This window comes from Microbulbifer zhoushanensis, assembly GCF_021729055.1.
Taxonomy (GTDB): Bacteria; Pseudomonadota; Gammaproteobacteria; order Pseudomonadales; family Cellvibrionaceae; genus Microbulbifer; species Microbulbifer zhoushanensis.
Window position 1 is genome coordinate 1 of sequence record NZ_JAJSAO010000009.1, and the last position, 18,337, is coordinate 18,337.

The 18,337-nt window shown below is 61.9% G+C and carries 13 protein-coding genes; 2 read left to right on the forward strand and 11 right to left on the reverse strand.

The window, feature by feature from the left end:
• Positions 1–252 precede the first annotated feature (252 nt).
• The 4 genes from pssA to LVD10_RS16750 all read right to left on the reverse strand — a co-directional run bounded on the left by pssA (position 253) and on the right by LVD10_RS16750 (position 4,635).
• Positions 253–1,185 (reverse strand): CDP-diacylglycerol--serine O-phosphatidyltransferase, encoded by a 933-nt coding sequence (gene pssA, locus LVD10_RS16735; RefSeq protein WP_232940959.1) that lies wholly within the window; start codon positions 1,183–1,185, stop codon positions 253–255.
• 123 nt (positions 1,186–1,308) lie between these two features.
• The gene (gene ilvC / locus LVD10_RS16740) at positions 1,309–2,334 is read right to left on the reverse strand and encodes a ketol-acid reductoisomerase (protein WP_232940958.1); all 1,026 of its coding nucleotides are present in this window, start codon (positions 2,332–2,334) and stop codon (positions 1,309–1,311) included.
• A 59-nt stretch (positions 2,335–2,393) separates the two neighbouring features.
• Positions 2,394–2,885, reverse strand: coding sequence for an acetolactate synthase small subunit (ilvN, locus tag LVD10_RS16745; RefSeq protein WP_232940957.1), 492 nt, complete (start codon positions 2,883–2,885; stop codon positions 2,394–2,396).
• Between the two features lie 13 nt (positions 2,886–2,898).
• Positions 2,899–4,635 carry an acetolactate synthase 3 large subunit gene (locus LVD10_RS16750; RefSeq protein WP_232940956.1) on the reverse strand — a complete coding sequence of 579 codons (1,737 nt, stop codon included), beginning with the start codon at positions 4,633–4,635 and terminating at the stop codon, positions 2,899–2,901.
• Positions 4,636–5,078: 443 nt separating this feature from the next.
• Between LVD10_RS16750 and LVD10_RS16755 the strand changes: the two genes are divergently transcribed.
• Positions 5,079–5,585, forward strand: coding sequence for a DUF4124 domain-containing protein (locus LVD10_RS16755; protein WP_237064366.1), 507 nt, complete (start codon positions 5,079–5,081; stop codon positions 5,583–5,585).
• A gap of 93 nt (positions 5,586–5,678) precedes the next feature.
• On the opposite strand, the gene LVD10_RS16760 is transcribed toward LVD10_RS16755, so the two are convergent.
• The 6 genes from LVD10_RS16760 to rluD form a co-directional block, all read right to left on the reverse strand.
• On the reverse strand, positions 5,679–6,224 hold the full coding sequence (locus LVD10_RS16760) for a fasciclin domain-containing protein (protein WP_237064367.1): 546 nt from the start codon (positions 6,222–6,224) through the stop codon (positions 5,679–5,681).
• Between the two features lie 154 nt (positions 6,225–6,378).
• Positions 6,379–9,465 carry an efflux RND transporter permease subunit gene (locus LVD10_RS16765; RefSeq protein WP_237064369.1) on the reverse strand — a complete coding sequence of 1,029 codons (3,087 nt, stop codon included), beginning with the start codon at positions 9,463–9,465 and terminating at the stop codon, positions 6,379–6,381.
• 31 nt (positions 9,466–9,496) lie between these two features.
• Entirely contained in the window at positions 9,497–10,636 is a 1,140-nt protein-coding gene (locus LVD10_RS16770; RefSeq protein ID WP_237064371.1) for an efflux RND transporter periplasmic adaptor subunit, read from the reverse strand.
• 230 nt (positions 10,637–10,866) lie between these two features.
• On the reverse strand, positions 10,867–13,473 hold the full coding sequence (gene clpB / locus LVD10_RS16775; protein ID WP_232940951.1) for an ATP-dependent chaperone ClpB: 2,607 nt from the start codon (positions 13,471–13,473) through the stop codon (positions 10,867–10,869).
• A 203-nt stretch (positions 13,474–13,676) separates the two neighbouring features.
• Positions 13,677–14,438, reverse strand: coding sequence for a peptidoglycan editing factor PgeF (gene pgeF, locus LVD10_RS16780; RefSeq protein WP_237064373.1), 762 nt, complete (start codon positions 14,436–14,438; stop codon positions 13,677–13,679).
• A gap of 47 nt (positions 14,439–14,485) precedes the next feature.
• Positions 14,486–15,451 (reverse strand): 23S rRNA pseudouridine(1911/1915/1917) synthase RluD, encoded by a 966-nt coding sequence (rluD, locus tag LVD10_RS16785; RefSeq protein WP_232940949.1) that lies wholly within the window; start codon positions 15,449–15,451, stop codon positions 14,486–14,488.
• A 161-nt stretch (positions 15,452–15,612) separates the two neighbouring features.
• Between rluD and LVD10_RS16790 the strand changes: the two genes are divergently transcribed.
• Positions 15,613–16,545 carry an outer membrane protein assembly factor BamD gene (locus tag LVD10_RS16790; RefSeq protein ID WP_237064374.1) on the forward strand — a complete coding sequence of 311 codons (933 nt, stop codon included), beginning with the start codon at positions 15,613–15,615 and terminating at the stop codon, positions 16,543–16,545.
• An 89-nt stretch (positions 16,546–16,634) separates the two neighbouring features.
• Here the strand turns inward: LVD10_RS16790 and LVD10_RS16795 are convergent, their stop codons facing one another.
• Positions 16,635–18,263 (reverse strand): NAD+ synthase, encoded by a 1,629-nt coding sequence (locus LVD10_RS16795; RefSeq protein WP_237064377.1) that lies wholly within the window; start codon positions 18,261–18,263, stop codon positions 16,635–16,637.
• Positions 18,264–18,337 lie beyond the last annotated feature (74 nt).

Below are 18,337 nucleotides of genomic sequence, written 5' to 3' on the forward strand. Positions count from 1 at the left end.
AAATTTTCTTAAGAAAATCAATCACTTGGAGCTGCCTCCCCGCCACTTCTCAAGCAGCGAGGGCGCGAACTATACGGACTGGCGGAGCCAGGTGCAAGCACTTTTTTCAACCGGAGTGGATACTATCCAGAGAACCTGGTTACACCCCCGATTTGTGCTCACCGGCGCCCCGCCATTACCGTGGCGCCACTCTTTAACTTTAGTATCACGAACCGCGGTTCACCACCCGGAGACCGCAACTAGTACCTATACCTACCGGGCATCGCCAGAGTTGTCGGAACCGGGACCGTCGTCACCGCCCTGGTCCACCTTGGCCGCCGCGCCCTCCGGATCCTTCCCCGAGCCGTCTTTGTCCGCACCATCTTCACGGCGCTTACGCACCACCTGCCAGGCCCAGACTGCAGGCCCCGAGCAGGTATAGATTACTGCCAGCGCAAGCAGCACCCTCGGGGGGTCAATAGTCACCAGACTAAACACCAGGATAACCGCCAGCATCATGACAAAGGGTACGCGGCCCTTGAAGTCGATGGTCTTGAAGCTCGTGTAGCGAAAGTTCGACACCATAAGCAGCCCCGCCGCTACGGTTACCAGTGCCGCTACCAGCCCGATACCCGCCCCGACCTCAGCGTCGTGACCCGCCCACACCATGCTGGCCACAATCGCCGCCGCAGTCGGGCTCGCCAGCCCGATGAACACCCCCTTGTCGACGGTGTCCACCTGGGTATTGAACCGAGCCAGTCGCAGCGCCGCACAGGCGGCGTAGAGGAAAGCCGCCGCCCAGCCGAACTTGCCCAGCGGCCCCAGCGCCCAGCTGAATACCACCAGTGACGGAGCCAGGCCAAAGGAGACCATGTCCGAGAGGGAGTCGTACTGGACCCCGAACGCACTCTGGGTATCTGTCAGCCGCGCCACCCGGCCATCGAGCCCATCGAGGATCATCGCGGCGAAAATCGCAATGGCTGCGGCTTCGAAATTCCCGCCCAGCCCCGCAATAATTGCGTAGAAGCCACTGAATAGCGCACCGGTGGTAATCAGGTTGGGCAGCAGGTAGACACCCCGAGCCCTGACCCGGGTGCCGCTGGCCGAAACCTCTTCCTCAATATGCTCGTCCACCGGAATGCGAATCTCCTCCCGGCGGTCATCCCCATTGCCGGCGGCCCCGGTGGCATCCCTTTTGTCGCTCATAGGTTCTCCGTTGACTCTGAATACAGCCGGCGAGTGTACAGCGATCTTCGACAGCGCGCACAGGACCCCTGGCGCAAAAAAAAGCGGCGGGGTCGCCCCCGCCGCCTTCTCCATCAGTTACCGTCAGCTATTGCCTTCGGTCTTGTCGATGATCTTGTTGGCTTTGATCCAGGGCATCATCCCACGCAGCCTGGCGCCCACCTGCTCGATCGGGTGCTCACTGCTGATACGGCGCTCGGCCTTGAGGCGCGGCTGCCCGGCCAGGGACTCCAGCATGAAGTCCTTGGCGAAACGGCCCGCCTGGATATCCTTCAGTACGCGCTGCATTTCTGCCTTGGTTTCCTCGGTCACGATGCGCGGGCCCGTGACATAGTCACCATACTCAGCGGTGTTGGAGATAGAGTAGCGCATATCGGCGATGCCACCCTGGTACATCAGGTCCACGATCAGCTTGAGCTCATGCAGGCACTCGAAGTAAGCCATCTCCGGCGCGTAACCGGCTTCGGTCAGGGTTTCAAAACCGGCCATGACCAGCGCGGATACACCACCACAGAGCACGGCCTGCTCACCGAACAGGTCGGTTTCCGTCTCTTCGCGGAAGTTGGTCTCGATAATACCGGAGCGACCGCCACCGTTGGCAGACGCGTAGGACAGCGCCAGGTCCTTGGCCGAGCCGGACGCGTCCTGGTAGACCGCGATCAGGGTGGGCACACCACCGCCCTCAAGGTAAGTGGAGCGAACCGTGTGGCCCGGCCCCTTGGGCGCGATCATGATGACATCGACGTCCTTGGGCGGCTCGATCAACTCGAAGTGGACATTGAAGCCATGGGCAAATGCCAGCGCCGCACCTGAGCGCAGGTTGGGGGCCACCTGCTCGCGATAGATCGCCGCCTGGTACTCGTCCGGGGTCAGGATCATCACCACATCCGCATCCCTCACCGCATCGGCGACTTCCGCCACACGCAGGCCGGCCTTTTCGGCCTTGGCCCAGGAGCTGGAGTTCTTCCGCAGGCCCACGACCACGTTCTTTACGCCGGAATCCTTGAGGTTATTCGCGTGGGCATGGCCCTGGGAGCCGTAACCGATGATGGCCACGGTTTTCTGCTGGATCAAAGACTGGTCGCAATCTTTATCGTAGTAAACTTGCATTGCTCACTTCCTATTACTGAACGATTAATTGAATTCATGTCCTGCCCGACGGCAGGCGTCTATACACTCAGGACTTTTTCGCCGCGGGATATGCCGGAGACACCGGAACGCACCACCTCCATGATGGTGTGCTCACCCAGCGCCTGCAGGAACGCATCGAGCTTCTCGCCGGTGCCGGTCACCTGCACCGTGTACATATTGCTGGTGACGTCGACGATCTGGCCCCGGAAGATATCCACACTGCGCTTGACCTCGTCGCGCTGCGCACCGGAAGCCCGCACCTTCACCAGCAACAGCTCCCGCTCGATATGGGATCCCTCGGTCAGGTCGACCAGCTTCACCACATCGATCAGCTTGTTCAGGTTCTTGGTAATCTGCTCGATCTTGTGATCGTCACCAATGGTCACCATGGTCAGGCGCGACAGCGTTTCATCCTCCGTCGGGGCGACGGTCAGGGTCTCGATGTTATAGCCGCGTTGCGAGAAAAGCCCTACGACCCGCGAGAGGGCGCCGGGCTCGTTTTCCATTAATACTGAGATAATTCTGCGCATGATTCTGACTTCCCTAGGTCCGCTCCGTCTTGCTCAACCACATATCCCGCATTGAGCCATTGGGCATCACCTGCATGGGATATACATGCTCGGATGGATCGACGTAGACGTCGATAAACACCGTGCGGTCCTTGATGGAGAAGGCTTCGGTCAACTTGTCGTAGAGCGCCTCGCGCGATTCGATCTTCATGCCGACGTGCCCGTAGGCCTCGGCCAGTTTGACAAAGTCTGGCAGTGATTCTTCGTACACGCTGTTGGACAGGCGTCCCTCGTATTGCATTTCCTGCCACTGTTTCACCATGCCCAGGGCCTGGTTGTTCAGGCACAGGATCTTGACCGGCAAGTGATACTGGGTGGCAGTGGAGAGCTCCTGGATGCACATCTGGATACTGCCCTCACCGGTCACGCAGACCACCTCGCTGTCCGGGTGGGCGATCTTTACCCCCAGCGCCGCCGGCAACCCGAAGCCCATGGTTCCCAGGCCACCGGAGTTGATCCAGCGCCGCGGCTTGTCGAACAGGTAGTACTGCGCGGCAAACATCTGGTGCTGGCCCACATCCGAGGTCACGAAGGCGTCGCCCGCAGTAATTTCATGCACGGCCTTGATCACCTCCTGCGGCATGATCAGGCCCCCATCGGTGCGGTAGCGGGGCGCCGTGTAGATACCGTGGCGTTCGCGCCAGTCGTCGATCTGGCGCCACCAGTCGACGATTGCCGACTGGTCCGGCTGCTCACCGCACTCCCGCAGCATGCCCAGCATTTCCCCCAATACCGACTGCACCGTACCCACGATCGGCACGTCAGCGGTAATGGTCTTGGAGATGGACGCGGGATCGACATCAACATGGATGATCTTGGCCCCGGGACAGAACTTGCCCGGGGTGTTGGTCACCCGGTCGTCAAAACGCGCCCCGATGGCAAAAATTACATCGGCATGGTGCATGGCCGTGTTGGCCTCGAAAGTGCCGTGCATGCCCAGCATGCCGAGAAAACGCCGGTCACTGCCGGGGTAGGCACCGAGCCCCATCAGGGTGTTGGTCACCGGGTAATTCAGCGCCTGCGCCAGCTCCGTCAGCAGCTCCGCACCCTCGCCCTGCACCACGCCGCCGCCGGCATAGATGACCGGACGCTTGGCAGACAACAGTAATGCCAGGGCCTTGCGGATCTGCCCGGTGTGCCCCTTGCCCGCCGGCGTGTAGGAACGCATGCGCAGCTTGCTCGGGTACTCATAGGGGAAACGCTCCGTGGGATTGGTGACATCCTTGGGCACGTCGATCACCACCGGCCCCGGTCGACCGGTATTGGCGATATAGAAGGCCTTCTTCACCACCATGGGGATATCTTCAGCATTCTTGACCAGGAAGCTGTGCTTCACGATCGGTCGCGAGCAGCCCACCATGTCCGTTTCCTGGAAGGCGTCCTCACCGATCTTGTCGCTGGTCACCTGTCCGGAAATCACCACCATCGGTACAGAATCCATATAGGCAGTGGCGATGCCGGTAATCGCATTGGTGGCGCCCGGGCCCGAGGTCACCAGCACCACACCGGTCTTGCCGGTCGAACGGGCATAACCGTCCGCCGCGTGGGTCGCGCCCTGCTCGTGACGCACCAGTACGTGCTTGATGCCCTTCTGCCGGAAAATGGCATCGTATATATGCAATGCTGAACCGCCGGGGTAACCGAAGATAAGGTCTACCCCTTCATCCTGCAGCGCGCGAACCAACATATCGCCGCCGGAGAGTAATTCCACTGAAGCCCCCTAAAATTTCACGTAAATTAGGATGCGCATCACCCCGGGCATAAAAATAAACCACAGAAGCGAAACGCAGAGCGCGATTATAAAGCTTTTTGATGACAAATATCAGCCTGTAGCACGCCAAAGATCGATTTTTAGGATAACTTCATCGAGCAGGCAGGCGCGCACACCCGCAACCGCTGTCCAGGCAGCGTCCAACAGGGCTTGCAGGCCTCCGGGGTGGGAGGGTCTCCAGCGCGGGGTAACGGGCGTTTGGCCCATTCAGGATAGACAGGGACCGCGGGGTGTGCGGCAACTTCTAGGCACCGGGAGGTGCCGTCGATTCTGCAAACTGCCCCCGGCTTGTCAACCTGTCCCCGCCCCCACAGGCCAAAAGTGTTAAAGCGGTTGCAGGAAAACACCGCCCGGGCGGTACAATGGCACTAACGACGACCGGCATGACAACGAATTACAACAAGGGGCACCCAATGCGCTTTCTCTCTGCAATCCTGCTGGCCTCCCTGGCCTGCACTGCATACGCAGACGGCATCTATAAGTGGACCGACGAGAACGGGGTAGTGCATTTTGGCTCCCAACCGCCGCAGAAAAAGGCCGTGGAAGTGGTCAAGGAGCCCAAGTCCCAGCGCTACCGCCAATGGAAACAGGAGCAGGACGCCCTGGCCAAAGCCGCCGAGGGCGAGGGCAACGAGGAATCCCCATTGAACGAGGCCGGCAAGCGTGAAACCGGGACCAACCCGGACGTGGGTGAGGACACCCAGCTGACGCAGGCCCAGAAATCCGTGCGGCTCCAGCGTTGTCGCCAGGCGCAGACGAACCTGCAGGAACTGACCGCGCACTCCCGGGTCCGCGAGGTGGACGCCTCCGGAAAAATCCGCGTGCTGCCCGAGGATGAACGCCAGGCGAGAATCCGCCAGACCCGTGAAACCATTGCGCGGGATTGCTGACCGACTCCCACCCGGGGCCATAACCGGACAGTTCCTACCTTATGGGCAATAAAAAGGCGGCCGTACTGGCCGCCCGGGTGAAAGGCCCAAGGCCTATTTCTTGCTGGGCATCAGCACCCCGTCGATCACATGAACCACGCCATTGGAGTTCATGAGGTCAGCCCGGATCACGGTGGCTGTATTGCCCTTGGAGTCAGTGACAGTTACCTTGCCACCGTCTACCTTGAGGGTCAGCTCCTCGCCCTGGACCGTCGCTACCTTGGCGTGGCCACCGCCCTTCTTGGTCATTTCCATCACCACCTCGGCGGTCGCTTTGCCGGGGAGCACGTGGTAGCCGAGAATCTTCTGCAGCTTCTCCTTGTTCTCCGGCTTCAGCAGCGTATCCACAGTACCGGCCGGCAGGGCAGCAAATGCGTCATTGGTTGGCGCAAATACGGTGAATGGACCCTCACTATTCAGGGTATCCACCAATTCGGCAGCTTTTACCGCGGCTACCAGTGTGGACAGGTTATCCGCCTTGGCAGCATTTGCCGCGATAGTCTTGCCGGGATCACTGGCATGGAGCGAGCCGCTGTAGAGCGCTGCCAGCAGCACTGGTGCCAGAATTAATCGGGTAAATATGTGTTGCACTAAACGCATGATTTCACCTCCACAGTGAAGCACGGGATTGGCCGGGTTGGGCATTCCCACCCGAACCACTTGGGACTGCCCGGCAGTATAGGGTCGGCCAGGAGACCCCACACCTCCTGTTACGACAATCACATGCCGTGCAAATACGCTGCCCGACACATGCCTAGCCGTTCTGTTCCGCCTCCCGCATATCCTCCTCTCGCTGGTAGTCCCGCCCCAGGTACAGGTACATGGCGGGAACGACAAACAGGGTGAACAGCGTGCCGATGGTCATCCCTGTCGCCACAACCAGGCCCATGGCAAAACGGGCACCGCCGCCCGGCCCGGCCGCCAGCAGCAGCGGCACCATTGCCAGCACCAGTGATGCCGTCGTCATCAGCACCGGACGCAACCGGATCGATGCCGCCTCCTCGATTGCCGCGCGCTTGTCCCGGCCGTCCTGCTGCAGCTGGTTGGCGAACTCGACAATCAAAATGCCGTGCTTGGATATCACGCCGATCAATGTCACCAGCCCCACCTGCGTGTAAATATTCAGTGTGGTGAGCCCCAGGCTGACAAAAATCATCGCGCCGCAGACACTCATGGGCACCGTCATCAGCATGATCAGCGGGTCGCGCCAGCTCTCGAACTGCGCCGCCAGCACCAGGTAAATCACGATCAGGGCAAAGAAAAACGTAACCACCAGCTCGGAGCCCTCCGCCTTGTACTGGCGCGACTGCCCGGCGTAGTCCACCGAATAGCCCGGCGGCAATATCTCTGCCGCGGCATTGTCCAGCACCCCCAGCGCCTCCCCCAGTGTGATGCCCGGGCGCGGGACACCGGAAATGGTCACCGCATTGAGTTGCTGGAAACGCTTGAGCTGCTGTGGCTCCACCGTTTCCTCCAGGCTTACCAGCGTCGACATGGGCACCAGCTGCCCGGAACGGCTGCGGATGTAGTACTGCTTGAGCTGGGCGCCAGTCAGCCGCTCGCGCCGCACCACCTGGGGAATCACCTTGTAACTGCGGTTCTCCAGCGAAAACCGATTGGTATAGGCGCCCGACATCATGGCCCCCAGCTCCCGCCCGATATCCGCCATGGTGATCCCCATTGCTGCCGCCTTGTTGCGATCCACCAGCACCCGCAATTTGGGCTTATCCAGCTTTAGGTCGGAATCCACGAAAATAAACTTACGGCTGGCCAGTGCCCGCTCCATGATCTCGTCGGCAAACGAGGCCAGGTTTTCCATCGGCTCGGTGGAGCCGACCACGAACTCCACTGGCAGGCGGCCGCCGGCGGTGGGCAGGCTGGGTGGCACCACCACCGCCACCTTGAGGCCGGCGATCTCTGCCACCTCGTTGCTGATAATGTCCTTCATCTCGGCAGTGTCCAGCGCACGCCGGTTCCAGGGCGCGAGCACGAAACCGGCAATGGCGCTGTTGGTGGCATTACCGGCACCGCCGACCCCGTTGAGCAGGAACAGGTTTTCCACCTCGTCGGCATGCCGCTCGGCAATGACGTTAAGCTCCCGGGTGAAGCGCTCCAGGTAATCGATGGTGGCAAAGGAGTCCGCCGAGGAAATGGTCAGGACAAAACCGCGGTCCTCGTCCGGTTCCAGCTCGCTGGGCGAGGTGACGAACAGGAAATAACAACTCACCAGCACAATCAACCCGAACAGCAGGATCACCAGCCGGTCATCCAGGGCGCTGTGCAGCCGCCGCTGGTATCCCTGCTGCATACGCTCGAATTGCCTTTCCAGCCACCGCTCCAGGCGATTGCCGCCATTCTCCTTCGGCGGCTTCAGGATCTTTGACGCCATCATCGGCGTCAGGGTCAGCGCCACCACACCGGACAGCAGCACCGCCCCGGCCAGGGAGAAGGCGAACTCCACAAACAGGGTGCCGGTGAGCCCGCCCAGGAAACCGATCGGCAGGTACACGGCAATCAGGGTGGTGGTCATGGCCACCACCGGCCATGCCAGTTCGCGCGCACCGCGAATGGCGGCGTCCCGCGGCTTCATGCCCTCTTCGATGTGGCGGTGTACATTCTCGAGCACGATGATGGCATCATCCACCACGATACCGATGGCCAGTACCATCGCCAGCAGGGTCAGCAGGTTGATGGAAAACCCCATCAGCAGCATCAGGAACAGCGCCCCCACCAGCGACAGCGGCACCGCGATCGCCGGGATCACCACGCTGCGCAGGGAACCGAGGAACAGGTAGATCACCACGATCACGATCAACACCGCCTCGGCGATCGTCTTCACCACCTCGTTGATCGAGTCCTGGATGTACTCGGTGCTGTCGTAGGGAATCTCACCGATCATGCCCTCCGGCAGCTGCGGGAAAACCTCACCATCGAGTTTCCTGCGCACCTCGCGGATGACTTCCAGCGCATTGGCATCCGGAGCCACCTCCACCGCAATAAAGGTGGCCGAACGCCCATTAAAGGTGACCGAGGTATCGTAGGACTCGGAACCCAGCTCCACCTCAGCGATATCCCCCAGCCGCACGATGCGGTCCTCGTCGGAGCGCACCACCAGGTCACGGAAAGCCTCCTCAGAGGCGATATCCGTATCGGCTGATATTTCCACGGTGATCCAGCGGCCCTTGGTACTGCCCACCGCCGACAACACATTGTTGGCGCGCAGCGCCGCACTGACATCCCCCGGGGTTACCTCCTGCGATGCCATTTCTGCCGGCTTCAGCCAGATACGCATGGCGAAGGTCCGGTTGCCCAGCAGGCGCGCTCGCTGCACACCCGGGATGGTCGACAGCTTGGGCTGCACCACCCGTGTCAGGTAATCGGTAATCTGGTTGTTATCGAGGATCCCGGACGAGAACGACAGGTACATTGCCGCCACCGTCTGGCCGATGGCCATATCCACGGTGGAATCCTCGGACTCCTCCGGCAACTCGCTGCGCAGGCGGTTGACCTTGGCCACCACCTGGGTGAGCACCTGGTTGGGATCAAAATCGAGGCGCACATAGGCCTGGATGGTCGACACCCCCTGCACACTGGTGGACACCATGTAGTCGATGCCGTCGGCGGTGGCGATCTCCTGTTCCAGTGGCGTAGTGATAAATCCCTGCACCAGGTCTGCATCGGCGCCTACATAGACCGTGGTTACGGTGATTACCGCATTCTGCAGCTCCGGGTACTCGCGCACGTTGAGCTCGGTGGCGGCACGGAGCCCCAGCAGGAAGATAAACAGGCTCACCACTGTCGCCAGCACCGGCTTGCGGATAAAAATCTCGGTAAAATTCACGCGGGGGCACCGGTTGCGGTCGTGGCCATGGTCAGCTGTTCTCCGGCTGTGGATCCGCCTTCGCCGGCAGTGTCTCCTCGTTATTGACGGTGACCGGGCTCTGGTTACGCAACTTCAGCAGGCCGCTGGTGGCGACACGCTCCCCCTCCTCCGCCCCCTCGATGATTTCCACCAGGTCACCACGCTCCTCACCGGTTTTTACAAACCGCTTGCTCGCCACCAGGCCATTGCCCTCCGGGTCTTGTTGCAGGACAAAGATGGCATTGCCGTAGGGAGAGAAGCTGACTGCCGTGCGCGGCACCACCAGCACATTGCGCCGGCGGGGAAGGTCCACCGACACGTCGGCGAACATGCCCGGGCGCAACTGGTCGCCGGGGTTGTCCATGGTGGCCTGGAGCAGGAAGTTGCGACTGGCACTGTCGATACCGGGATCAATGGCTGTCACCTTGCCCGGGAATGTCTTTTCCGGGAATGCATCAGTGGTGACTTCGATGGGAAGACCGGTCTTGATGCGCGCGAAGTAGCGGCCCGGCAGGTAGAAATCGACGAAAATCGGGTCCAGCTGCTGCAGGGAGACCACCGGATCTCCGGGCGCGACGTTCTGCCCCAGGTCGATGCGCCGAATACCCAGCCGCCCGGAAAACGGCGCCACAACCCGGTGCTCCTCCACCGTCTCTTTCTGCACACGGATACTTGCCAACACCCGGTCCAGGGTACTGAGTGCGTCATCCAGCTCCGCATCGGTGGTGACACCCTTGACGTGCAGCGCCTTGATGCGCTGGTGATTGCGGCGGGCCAGCCGCAGCTCCGCCTCCAGCACTTCCAGTTCCGCCTTTTCCGGTTCCGCCGACAACTCCGCCAGCAACTGTCCCTTCTCCGCCGGCTGGCCGGAATCGAACAGTATCCGCTGCACCACGCCCTGGGCGCGGGTCGTTACCTCGACGCCATTGACGGCGCGCAATGTGCCTACGGCAGACAGGCTCTCCTGCCAGAGCTGCCGCTCGACCCGCGCTGCGGTGACCGTGGCCGCCGGTAATGGCATATTGTCGAATGCCCGGTTCATCATCATTTTGCCGAACATCTTGAAGGCAAAGATGCCGCCAAACAGCAGCAGGCAGCCCAGCAGCATCAGCAGCATGCGCTTGTTGAATACCGGATTGCGTCCAGCCACTGCAACTCCCTGTCGATTGCCACATATCCACACAGGGGCAAGCCGGCCAAATTGACCGGGCCCAGCAGTCAGGATAGGCAAGCGCGGGCAGGAATGACGGTTGGCAATCGGTGGGCTGCAGCCAGGGGTCGAAAACGGACGGTCCGGCGGGAGCGGGCAATGGGGCGGCGGATAAAGAAAAGCCCGCCGGTGCGCTCGCGCCGGCGGGCCATTTCACAGGGTGGGACGTATCACTTGCGGAAGACGGCGTGATCCCCCTCCAGCTCCGCATGGATGGTATCGCCGGGTGCGAACTTGCCCGACAGGACATCCTGGGCCAGCGGGTTTTCCAGCCACATCTGGATCGCACGCTTGAGCGGGCGCGCGCCGTAGACCGGGTCGAAGCCCACATCCGCCAGCTTGTCCAGCAGGGGCTCGGCCACTTCCAGCTGCAGGTCGCGCTCCGCCAGCCGGCGGCGCAGCTGCTCCAGCTGGATTTCGGCAATGGAGCGCACCTGGGCCCGTGCCAGCGGATGGAACACTACCACCTCGTCGATGCGGTTGATGAATTCCGGCCGGAAGTGCTCACCCACCACATCCATCACCGCGTTTTTCATCTGGCGGTAATGGATTTCGCTGTCGAGTTCGTCTTCCTCTTTCTTGCTGGCATATTTCTGGATCAGGTCAGATCCCAGGTTGGAGGTCATCACCACCACCGTATTGCGGAAATCCACCGTGCGTCCCTGGCCATCCGTAAGGCGGCCATCCTCAAGGACCTGCAGCAGGATATTGAATACGTCCGGGTGCGCCTTCTCCACCTCATCCAGCAGCACTACAGAATAGGGTTTGCGACGCACCGCCTCGGTCAGGTAACCACCTTCTTCGTAACCGACATACCCGGGCGGCGCACCAATCAGTCGTGCCACCGAGTGCTTTTCCATAAACTCGGACATATCGATGCGCACCATGGCGTCCTGGCTGTCGAACAGGAATTCCGCCAGCGACTTGCACAGCTCCGTCTTGCCCACCCCGGTGGGACCGAGAAACAGGAAGGAACCGTTGGGCCGGTTGGGATCGGACAGGCCTGCCCGGGAACGGCGCACGGCATTGGCCACCGCATTGACGGCCTCGTCCTGGCCAATCACCCGATGGTGCAGGGCGTCCTCCATCCGCAACAGCTTTTCTCGCTCGCCCTCGAGCATTTTCGATACCGGGATGCCGGTCCAGCGGGAAACCACCTCAGCCACTTCCTCGTCAGTGACCCGGTTGCGCAAAAGCCGGGGCTCCTCGGTGGCCTCCGTATCACTGGCCTGCTGCAGCTGCTGCTCCAGTTGCGGGATCACCCCGTATTGCAGCTCCGACATGCGCGTCAGGTCGCCGGCACGGCGGGCCGCTTCCATATCCAGCTTGGCCTGCTCGAGCTTTTCCTTGGTATCCGTGCTGCCGGCCAGCTGGGCTTTCTCGGCTTTCCAGACCTCTTCCAGGTCGGCATATTCCTTCTCGATTTCGCGGATATCTTCTTCCAGCTTTTGCAGCCGCTTCTGCGCCGCTTCGTCGTCCTTGTCCTTCTTGACCGCCTCGCGCTCGATCTTCAGCTGGATCAGGCGTCGCTCCAGCTTATCCATGGATTCCGGCTTGGAGTCGATTTCCATGCGGATACGGCTGGCGGCCTCGTCAATCAGGTCGATAGCCTTGTCCGGCAGCTGGCGATCGGTGATGTAGCGCTGCGACAGCTTGGTCGCCGCAATAATCGCCGAGTCGGTAATATCCACACCGTGGTGGACCTCATAGCGCTCTTTCAGGCCGCGCAGGATGGCGATGGTGTCCTCTTCGGTGGGCTCGTCCACCAGCACCTTCTGGAAGCGACGTTCAAGCGCGGCATCTTTCTCGATGTACTTGCGATATTCGTCCAGGGTGGTGGCACCCACGCAATGCAGCTCGCCACGGGCCAGTGCCGGCTTGAGCATATTGCCCGCGTCCATGGCGCCCTCGGCCTTGCCGGCGCCGACCATGGTGTGCAGTTCATCGATGAAGAGGATGACACGGCCTTCCTGCTTGGACAGTTCGTTCAGCACCGCCTTCAACCGTTCCTCAAACTCGCCCCGGAATTTTGCACCGGCCAGCAAGGCCCCCAGGTCCAGAGATAACAGGCGCTTGTCTTTCAGGCCCTCGGGCACCTCGCCATTGACGATGCGCTGGGCCAGGCCCTCGACAATGGCAGTCTTGCCCACGCCCGGCTCGCCGATCAGGACCGGGTTGTTCTTGGTGCGGCGCTGCAATACCTGGATGGTGCGGCGGATTTCGTCGTCGCGCCCAATCACCGGGTCCAGCTTGCCGGACACCGCCCGCTCGGTCAGGTCCAGGGTGTACTTGTCCAGGGCCTGGCGCGCATCCTCGGCCCCGGCATCGCTGACTTTCTCATCACCGCGGACCTTGTCGATGGCTGCCTGCAATTGTTTCAGGTCGCCATTGGCATGCAGCAGCTTGGAGACTTCGCCGGCGGCGGAATCGAATGCGGCCAGCAATACGGTTTCACTGGCGATAAAGCTGTCGCCCTTTTGCTGCGCTTTTTTATCGGCAAGGTTGAACAGGCGCATCAGTTCCTGCGACATGCCCACATCGCCGGTCGGCGAGGTTACCGTGGGCAGCTGGTCGAGCCTTTTCGCCAGGTCGTTACGCAGCCCGTTCAGGTTGAAGCCGGCCTGTGACAGGAATGCAGGGACACTGCCGCCAGACTGGTCCAGCAGCGCCTGCAACAGGTGTTCGGGATATATCTGGTTATGGTCACGCCCCACCGCCAGGGATTGCGCATCGGCAATCGCGGCCTGCAGCGGGTTTGTCATTTTGTCTATGCGCATGGACGGGTCTCCTCCCTCGGCACAGTAAAAGCAATTTGACAGTGGGGTGACGCACGACGGCGCCAACTCTGAGTCTAGGGGATCCCACGGTGAATCCGGTGGTCTCCCGGGTCAGGAAATAAAATGGGGGCGTGCGAGAGGTTTTCAATACCCGCACACTGGAGGGGGTTATTATTGCGGGGCGGTTTTCGAGAGCCGGCGGCTCAGGTCAGCCAGATCAGCGACGCCATGCGGCCGGTAACGCCATCGCGTCGATACGAATAAAAGTCCCCGGACTCGGTAAAGGTGCAGCGGTTGCCACCGTAAATAGCACTGACCCCGAGGCTTTCCAGCTCTGCCCTGGCCAGGCCATAGATATCTGCGAGAAAGTGCAGGGGCTTGGCTGCGTGCGGGCGGAAACACTGGGCCATGCGCTCCGTATGGGCACTGTCCATGGCGTGCTCGAAACACAATTCCAGCACATCGACGCCGGTCTCGAAGGCTTCCGGTCCGATGGCAGGCCCCAGCCAGGCCAGCAGCTCGGCCGGGTCGCACCCCAGCGCCCGCACACTGTTGCGAATCACGCCAGTCGCCAGCCCACGCCAGCCGGCATGCACCGCCGCCACCACTGTGCCGGCGCGATCGCAAAGCAGCAGCGGCAGGCAATCGGCAGTCAGTACCGCACAGATGGTGCCCGCCTCGCGGGAGAAGGCCGCGTCGGCGGTCCGTACCAGGCCATCCCGGTGTGCCTCCACAATCCGGTCACTGTGGATCTGCTCCAGCCACTGGGGCTCTGCCGGCAGCTGCAGCTCCTGTGCCAGCTGGCGCCGGTTGGCCTCAACGGCGTCGCCGTCATCCCCCACATGGGCTCCCAGGTTGAAGGCGGCGTAGGCACCCGAACTGTGCCCTTCCCGGCGCAGCGATGTGGCGGCGCGCACATTGGCGGGAGCGGGCCAGTCGGGGACCAGGTAGTGATCGGCAGTCATTCCAGTTCCTTCAGCAATTGTTTGAATTCCCGGCAGCGACGATGCGCTCAGCCGGGAGTGCCCGTGGCGTCGGCACGCAGTAATTCCAGCAGGTGCAGCATATCCGCGGGCATGGGGGTCGACCAGTGCATTTCCTCCCCGCTCCCGGGGTGGACCAGTGCCAGCTCCGCCGCGTGCAGGGCCTGGCGGGGAAACTGTCGCAACTCCTGCAGCAACGCCTCCCCGGCCTCAGGCGGCACCCGGGAACGCCCACCGTAAAGCGGGTCGCCAACCAGCGGGTGACGGATATGCGCCATATGCACACGGATCTGGTGTGTCCGCCCGGTTTCCAGCTGGCACCGCACCAGGGTATGGGCACGGAAACGCTCCTGTACCCGGTAATGGGTGATCGCCTCCTTGCCACCGTGTGCCAGTACTGCCATCTTCAACCGGTTCTGGCGATGGCGGCCGATGGGAGCGTCGACCGTTCCGCCACCGGTGATTTTCCCCTGGGCGATGGCGTCATACTGCCGGCTGACGGTGCGCTGCTTGAGCTGCTCCACCAGCCCGGTCTGCGCAGGCAGGGTCTTGGCCACCACCATCAGGCCGCTGGTGTCCTTGTCCAGCCGGTGAACAATACCGGCGCGGGGGATCTTCTCCAGTTGCGGGCAATGGTGCAGCAGGCCGTTCAAGAGAGTGCCATCCGGGTTACCCGCGGCCGGGTGCACCACCAGCCCGGGCTGCTTGTCCAGCACCAGCAGGCTTTCATCCTCGTAGATGACCCTCAAGTCGAGTTTCTGCGCGCGCCACTCCCCTGCCGGCTCCAGCTCTGCCCGCAGGCTCAGCCGCTCACCGCCGAACAGTTTGTCGCGGGGACGCGCGGCGCGGCCGTCCACGGTCAGCTGGCCGCCCTTGATCCACGCCTGCAACCTGGCGCGGGAATAATCGGGAATTAATTCGGCCGCCGCCTGGTCTAAGCGCAAGCCGGCCATCTGTGCCGGCACTTCCAGTTCGAGTTCCACTTGGTCAGTCATTGATCAGGCTCAAATACTTTGGACGACTGCGCGACTGTGGTTAAATGACCGCCCGCCGCCCAGCGAAAGGCGGCCAGTGTACCGCACAGCCGGTCCCCGAGAGGAGTCGCTGCGGAACCAATGCAAGAAGGTAGAGAGTAATAATGATAGAGCGAGGGGCTATGCAGGCCTGGAAAACCCTGTGGTTGGTTGTACTGTCCGCGATACTTGTCGCCTGCGCCAGCACCGATGAAGAGGAAGAGGGCCTGCCCTCCGGCAGCCGTACAGAACAGGCGTTCTATGAAGCCGCCCAGCGCCAGCTTCGATCCAGCCAGTGGGACCTGGCGATCAAGAACCTGCGGGCGCTGGAGGATAACTTCCCGTTCGGCAGCTACGCGGAGCAGGCGCAGCTGGAACTGATCTACGCCTATTACCGCAACTATGAGAACGATGCCGCCATCGCGGCAGCGGACCGCTTTATCCGCCTGCATCCGCAGCACCGCAATGTGGATTACGCCTACTACATGAAAGGGCTGGCGTCGTTCACCGAAGGCACCGGCCTGTTCGAGCGCTTCCTGCCCACGGACATGACCCGCCGCGACCCCGGCTCGGCACGGGAGTCATTCGCCTATTTTGCCCAGCTGATGGCGCGCTACCCGGAAAGCCGCTACGCTCCGGACGCCCAGAAGCGCATGATTCACCTGCGCAACCTGCTGGCCCGCTACGAGATCCACGTGGCCAACTACTACTTCAAGCGCGGTGCCTACCTGGCAGCGGCCAACCGCGGCCGCTACGTGGTCGAGAACTTCCAGCAGACCCCGGCTGTGCCGGATGCACTGGCCACCATGGTGCAGGGTTATCACCTGATGGGTATGCAAAGCCTGGAGAATGACGCCCTGAACGTATTGCGCACCAATTACCCGCATCATCCGGCCCTGAAGGATGACGGCAGTTTCAACTACAGCTACTACAAGGGTGCCAGCGGCCGCAGCCTGGTACACCGCCTGACCCTGGGACTGTTCGAGAAGTCGGATCCCCGCGGGTTCGATAGCCGCGAACTCTACAACGCCGAGTTCCGCGACGAAGACGCCCCGCTGCCGCCGGAGCTCCTGTAAAGCTGCTGGCCCAGGCACAGCGGCCCGGGCCGCGACCAAAAAAAGGCGCCTCACGGCGCCTTTTTTGTACCCGGCCAGTCCGGCCCCGCTTATTCGCCGGCCTTCCAGCCATTGGTGATCGGGTAGCGCCGGTCGCGCCCGAAACCTCGCTCGGAAATGCGTACCCCCACCGCGGCCTGGCGACGCTTGTACTCGTTGCGATCCACTAACCGCACCACACGCTCCACCATTTCCCCGTCAAAGCCCCGGGCGATGATATCGGCGGCACTGAAGTCGCGCTCGATATACAGGTTCAGCACCTCGTCGAGAATCTCGTAGGGCGGCAGGCTGTCGGAGTCCACCTGGTCCGGCGCCAGCTCCGCCGTGGGCGGTCGGGTGATCACGGTTTCGGGAATCACCTCCGAGATGGTGTTCCGGTAGCGGGCCAGCTCGTAGACCAGGATCTTGGGCACATCCTTCAGGGCGCTGTAGCCCCCGACCATATCACCGTACAAAGTGGCGTAGCCCACCGCCATCTCACTCTTGTTACCGGTGGTTAGCACCATGGCGCCCTTCTTGTTGGAGATCGCCATCAGGATGACCCCGCGGGAGCGCGCCTGCAGGTTTTCCTCGGTGGTATCCCGTTGCGTGTCGGCAAATTCCTCAGCCAGCGCCCCCATGAAGGCGTCGAAGATAGGTTCGATACTGATCACCCGGTAGTGAATCCCCAGGCGCTGGGCCTGGTCGGCCGCATCGTTCTTGCTCAGGTCCGACGTATAGCGGTACGGCATCATGACGGCCTCGACACGCTCCTTGCCCAGGGCATCCACCGCCACCGCCAATGTCAAGGCGGAATCAATGCCGCCGGAGAGTCCCAGCACCACACCGTTAAAACCGTTCTTGTTCACGTAATCGCGAACCCCAAGCACCAGCGCCCTGTACACCGCCGCCAGGTCAGACTCCGCTGGCACCATTTCACCCTGCGCCAGCGCGACGCGACCATCGCGGGACTGCACCTGCACGGACAGCAGGTGCTCAACAAACTCCGGCGCGCGCGCGCACAACTTGCCCTGTGCGTCGACCGCAAAGGAGCCGCCATCGAATACCAGCTCATCCTGGCCACCGATGGAATTGACATAGATGATCGGCATCCTGCCGAGACGGGCCTGGTTCCCCAGCAGCTCAAGGCGCTCCTGGGCCTTGCCGCGATGGAAGGGCGAGGCATTGATATTGAGCATCAGCTTCGCGCCGGCAGCCGCTGCCTGGGCCACCGGTTCCGGATGCCAGATATCCTCGCAAACAGTGATCGCCGTGGGGATACCCTTGATATCAACGACACAGGGCTGGTCGCCGGGCACGAAATAGCGCATCTCGTCGAAGACCTGGTAGTTGGGCAGCTTCTGCTTGGCATATTCCGCCACCAGCTCTCCGTCAACAATCAGCCCTGCGATATTAAAGACCTTGCCTGCCACTACCCGGGGATAGCCCACCAACACCGCGCAGGGCAGCTCAGCGGCCTGAAGCTGGCCGAGCGCCGCGTCTATCCGCCGCCCCATGCTGGGCCGCAGCAGCAGGTCCTCCGGGGGGTAACCGCAGAGCGTAAGTTCGGGAAACAACACCAGTTCGGCACCGAGCTCCCGGTGGGCCCGCTGGGTCACATCGATCACCTGGGCGGTATTGCCCGGGATATCGCCCACCAGGGAATTGATTTGTGCCAGCACTAGCTGCAAAGTAGACATCTTGTTACCTCGGATCGGGGAAGCGGCGATTATACCGCTTTACAGCGAGTGTACCTTGCCACAGGGACAACCGC

Bases quoted from the DNA above. Each gene is read 5' to 3' on its own strand.
- pssA (WP_232940959.1), bottom strand. From the start codon at position 1,185: ATGAGCGACAAAAGGGATGCCACCGGGGCCGCCGGCAATGGGGATGAC.
- ilvC (WP_232940958.1), bottom strand. From the start codon at position 2,334: ATGCAAGTTTACTACGATAAAGATTGCGACCAGTCTTTGATCCAGCAG.
- ilvN (WP_232940957.1), bottom strand. From the start codon at position 2,885: ATGCGCAGAATTATCTCAGTATTAATGGAAAACGAGCCCGGCGCCCTC.
- LVD10_RS16755 (WP_237064366.1), top strand. From the start codon at position 5,079: ATGACAACGAATTACAACAAGGGGCACCCAATGCGCTTTCTCTCTGCA.
- LVD10_RS16760 (WP_237064367.1), bottom strand. From the start codon at position 6,224: ATGCGTTTAGTGCAACACATATTTACCCGATTAATTCTGGCACCAGTG.
- clpB (WP_232940951.1), bottom strand. From the start codon at position 13,473: ATGCGCATAGACAAAATGACAAACCCGCTGCAGGCCGCGATTGCCGAT.
- pgeF (WP_237064373.1), bottom strand. From the start codon at position 14,438: ATGACTGCCGATCACTACCTGGTCCCCGACTGGCCCGCTCCCGCCAAT.
- rluD (WP_232940949.1), bottom strand. From the start codon at position 15,451: ATGACTGACCAAGTGGAACTCGAACTGGAAGTGCCGGCACAGATGGCC.
- LVD10_RS16790 (WP_237064374.1), top strand. From the start codon at position 15,613: ATGCAGGCCTGGAAAACCCTGTGGTTGGTTGTACTGTCCGCGATACTT.
- LVD10_RS16795 (WP_237064377.1), bottom strand. From the start codon at position 18,263: ATGTCTACTTTGCAGCTAGTGCTGGCACAAATCAATTCCCTGGTGGGC.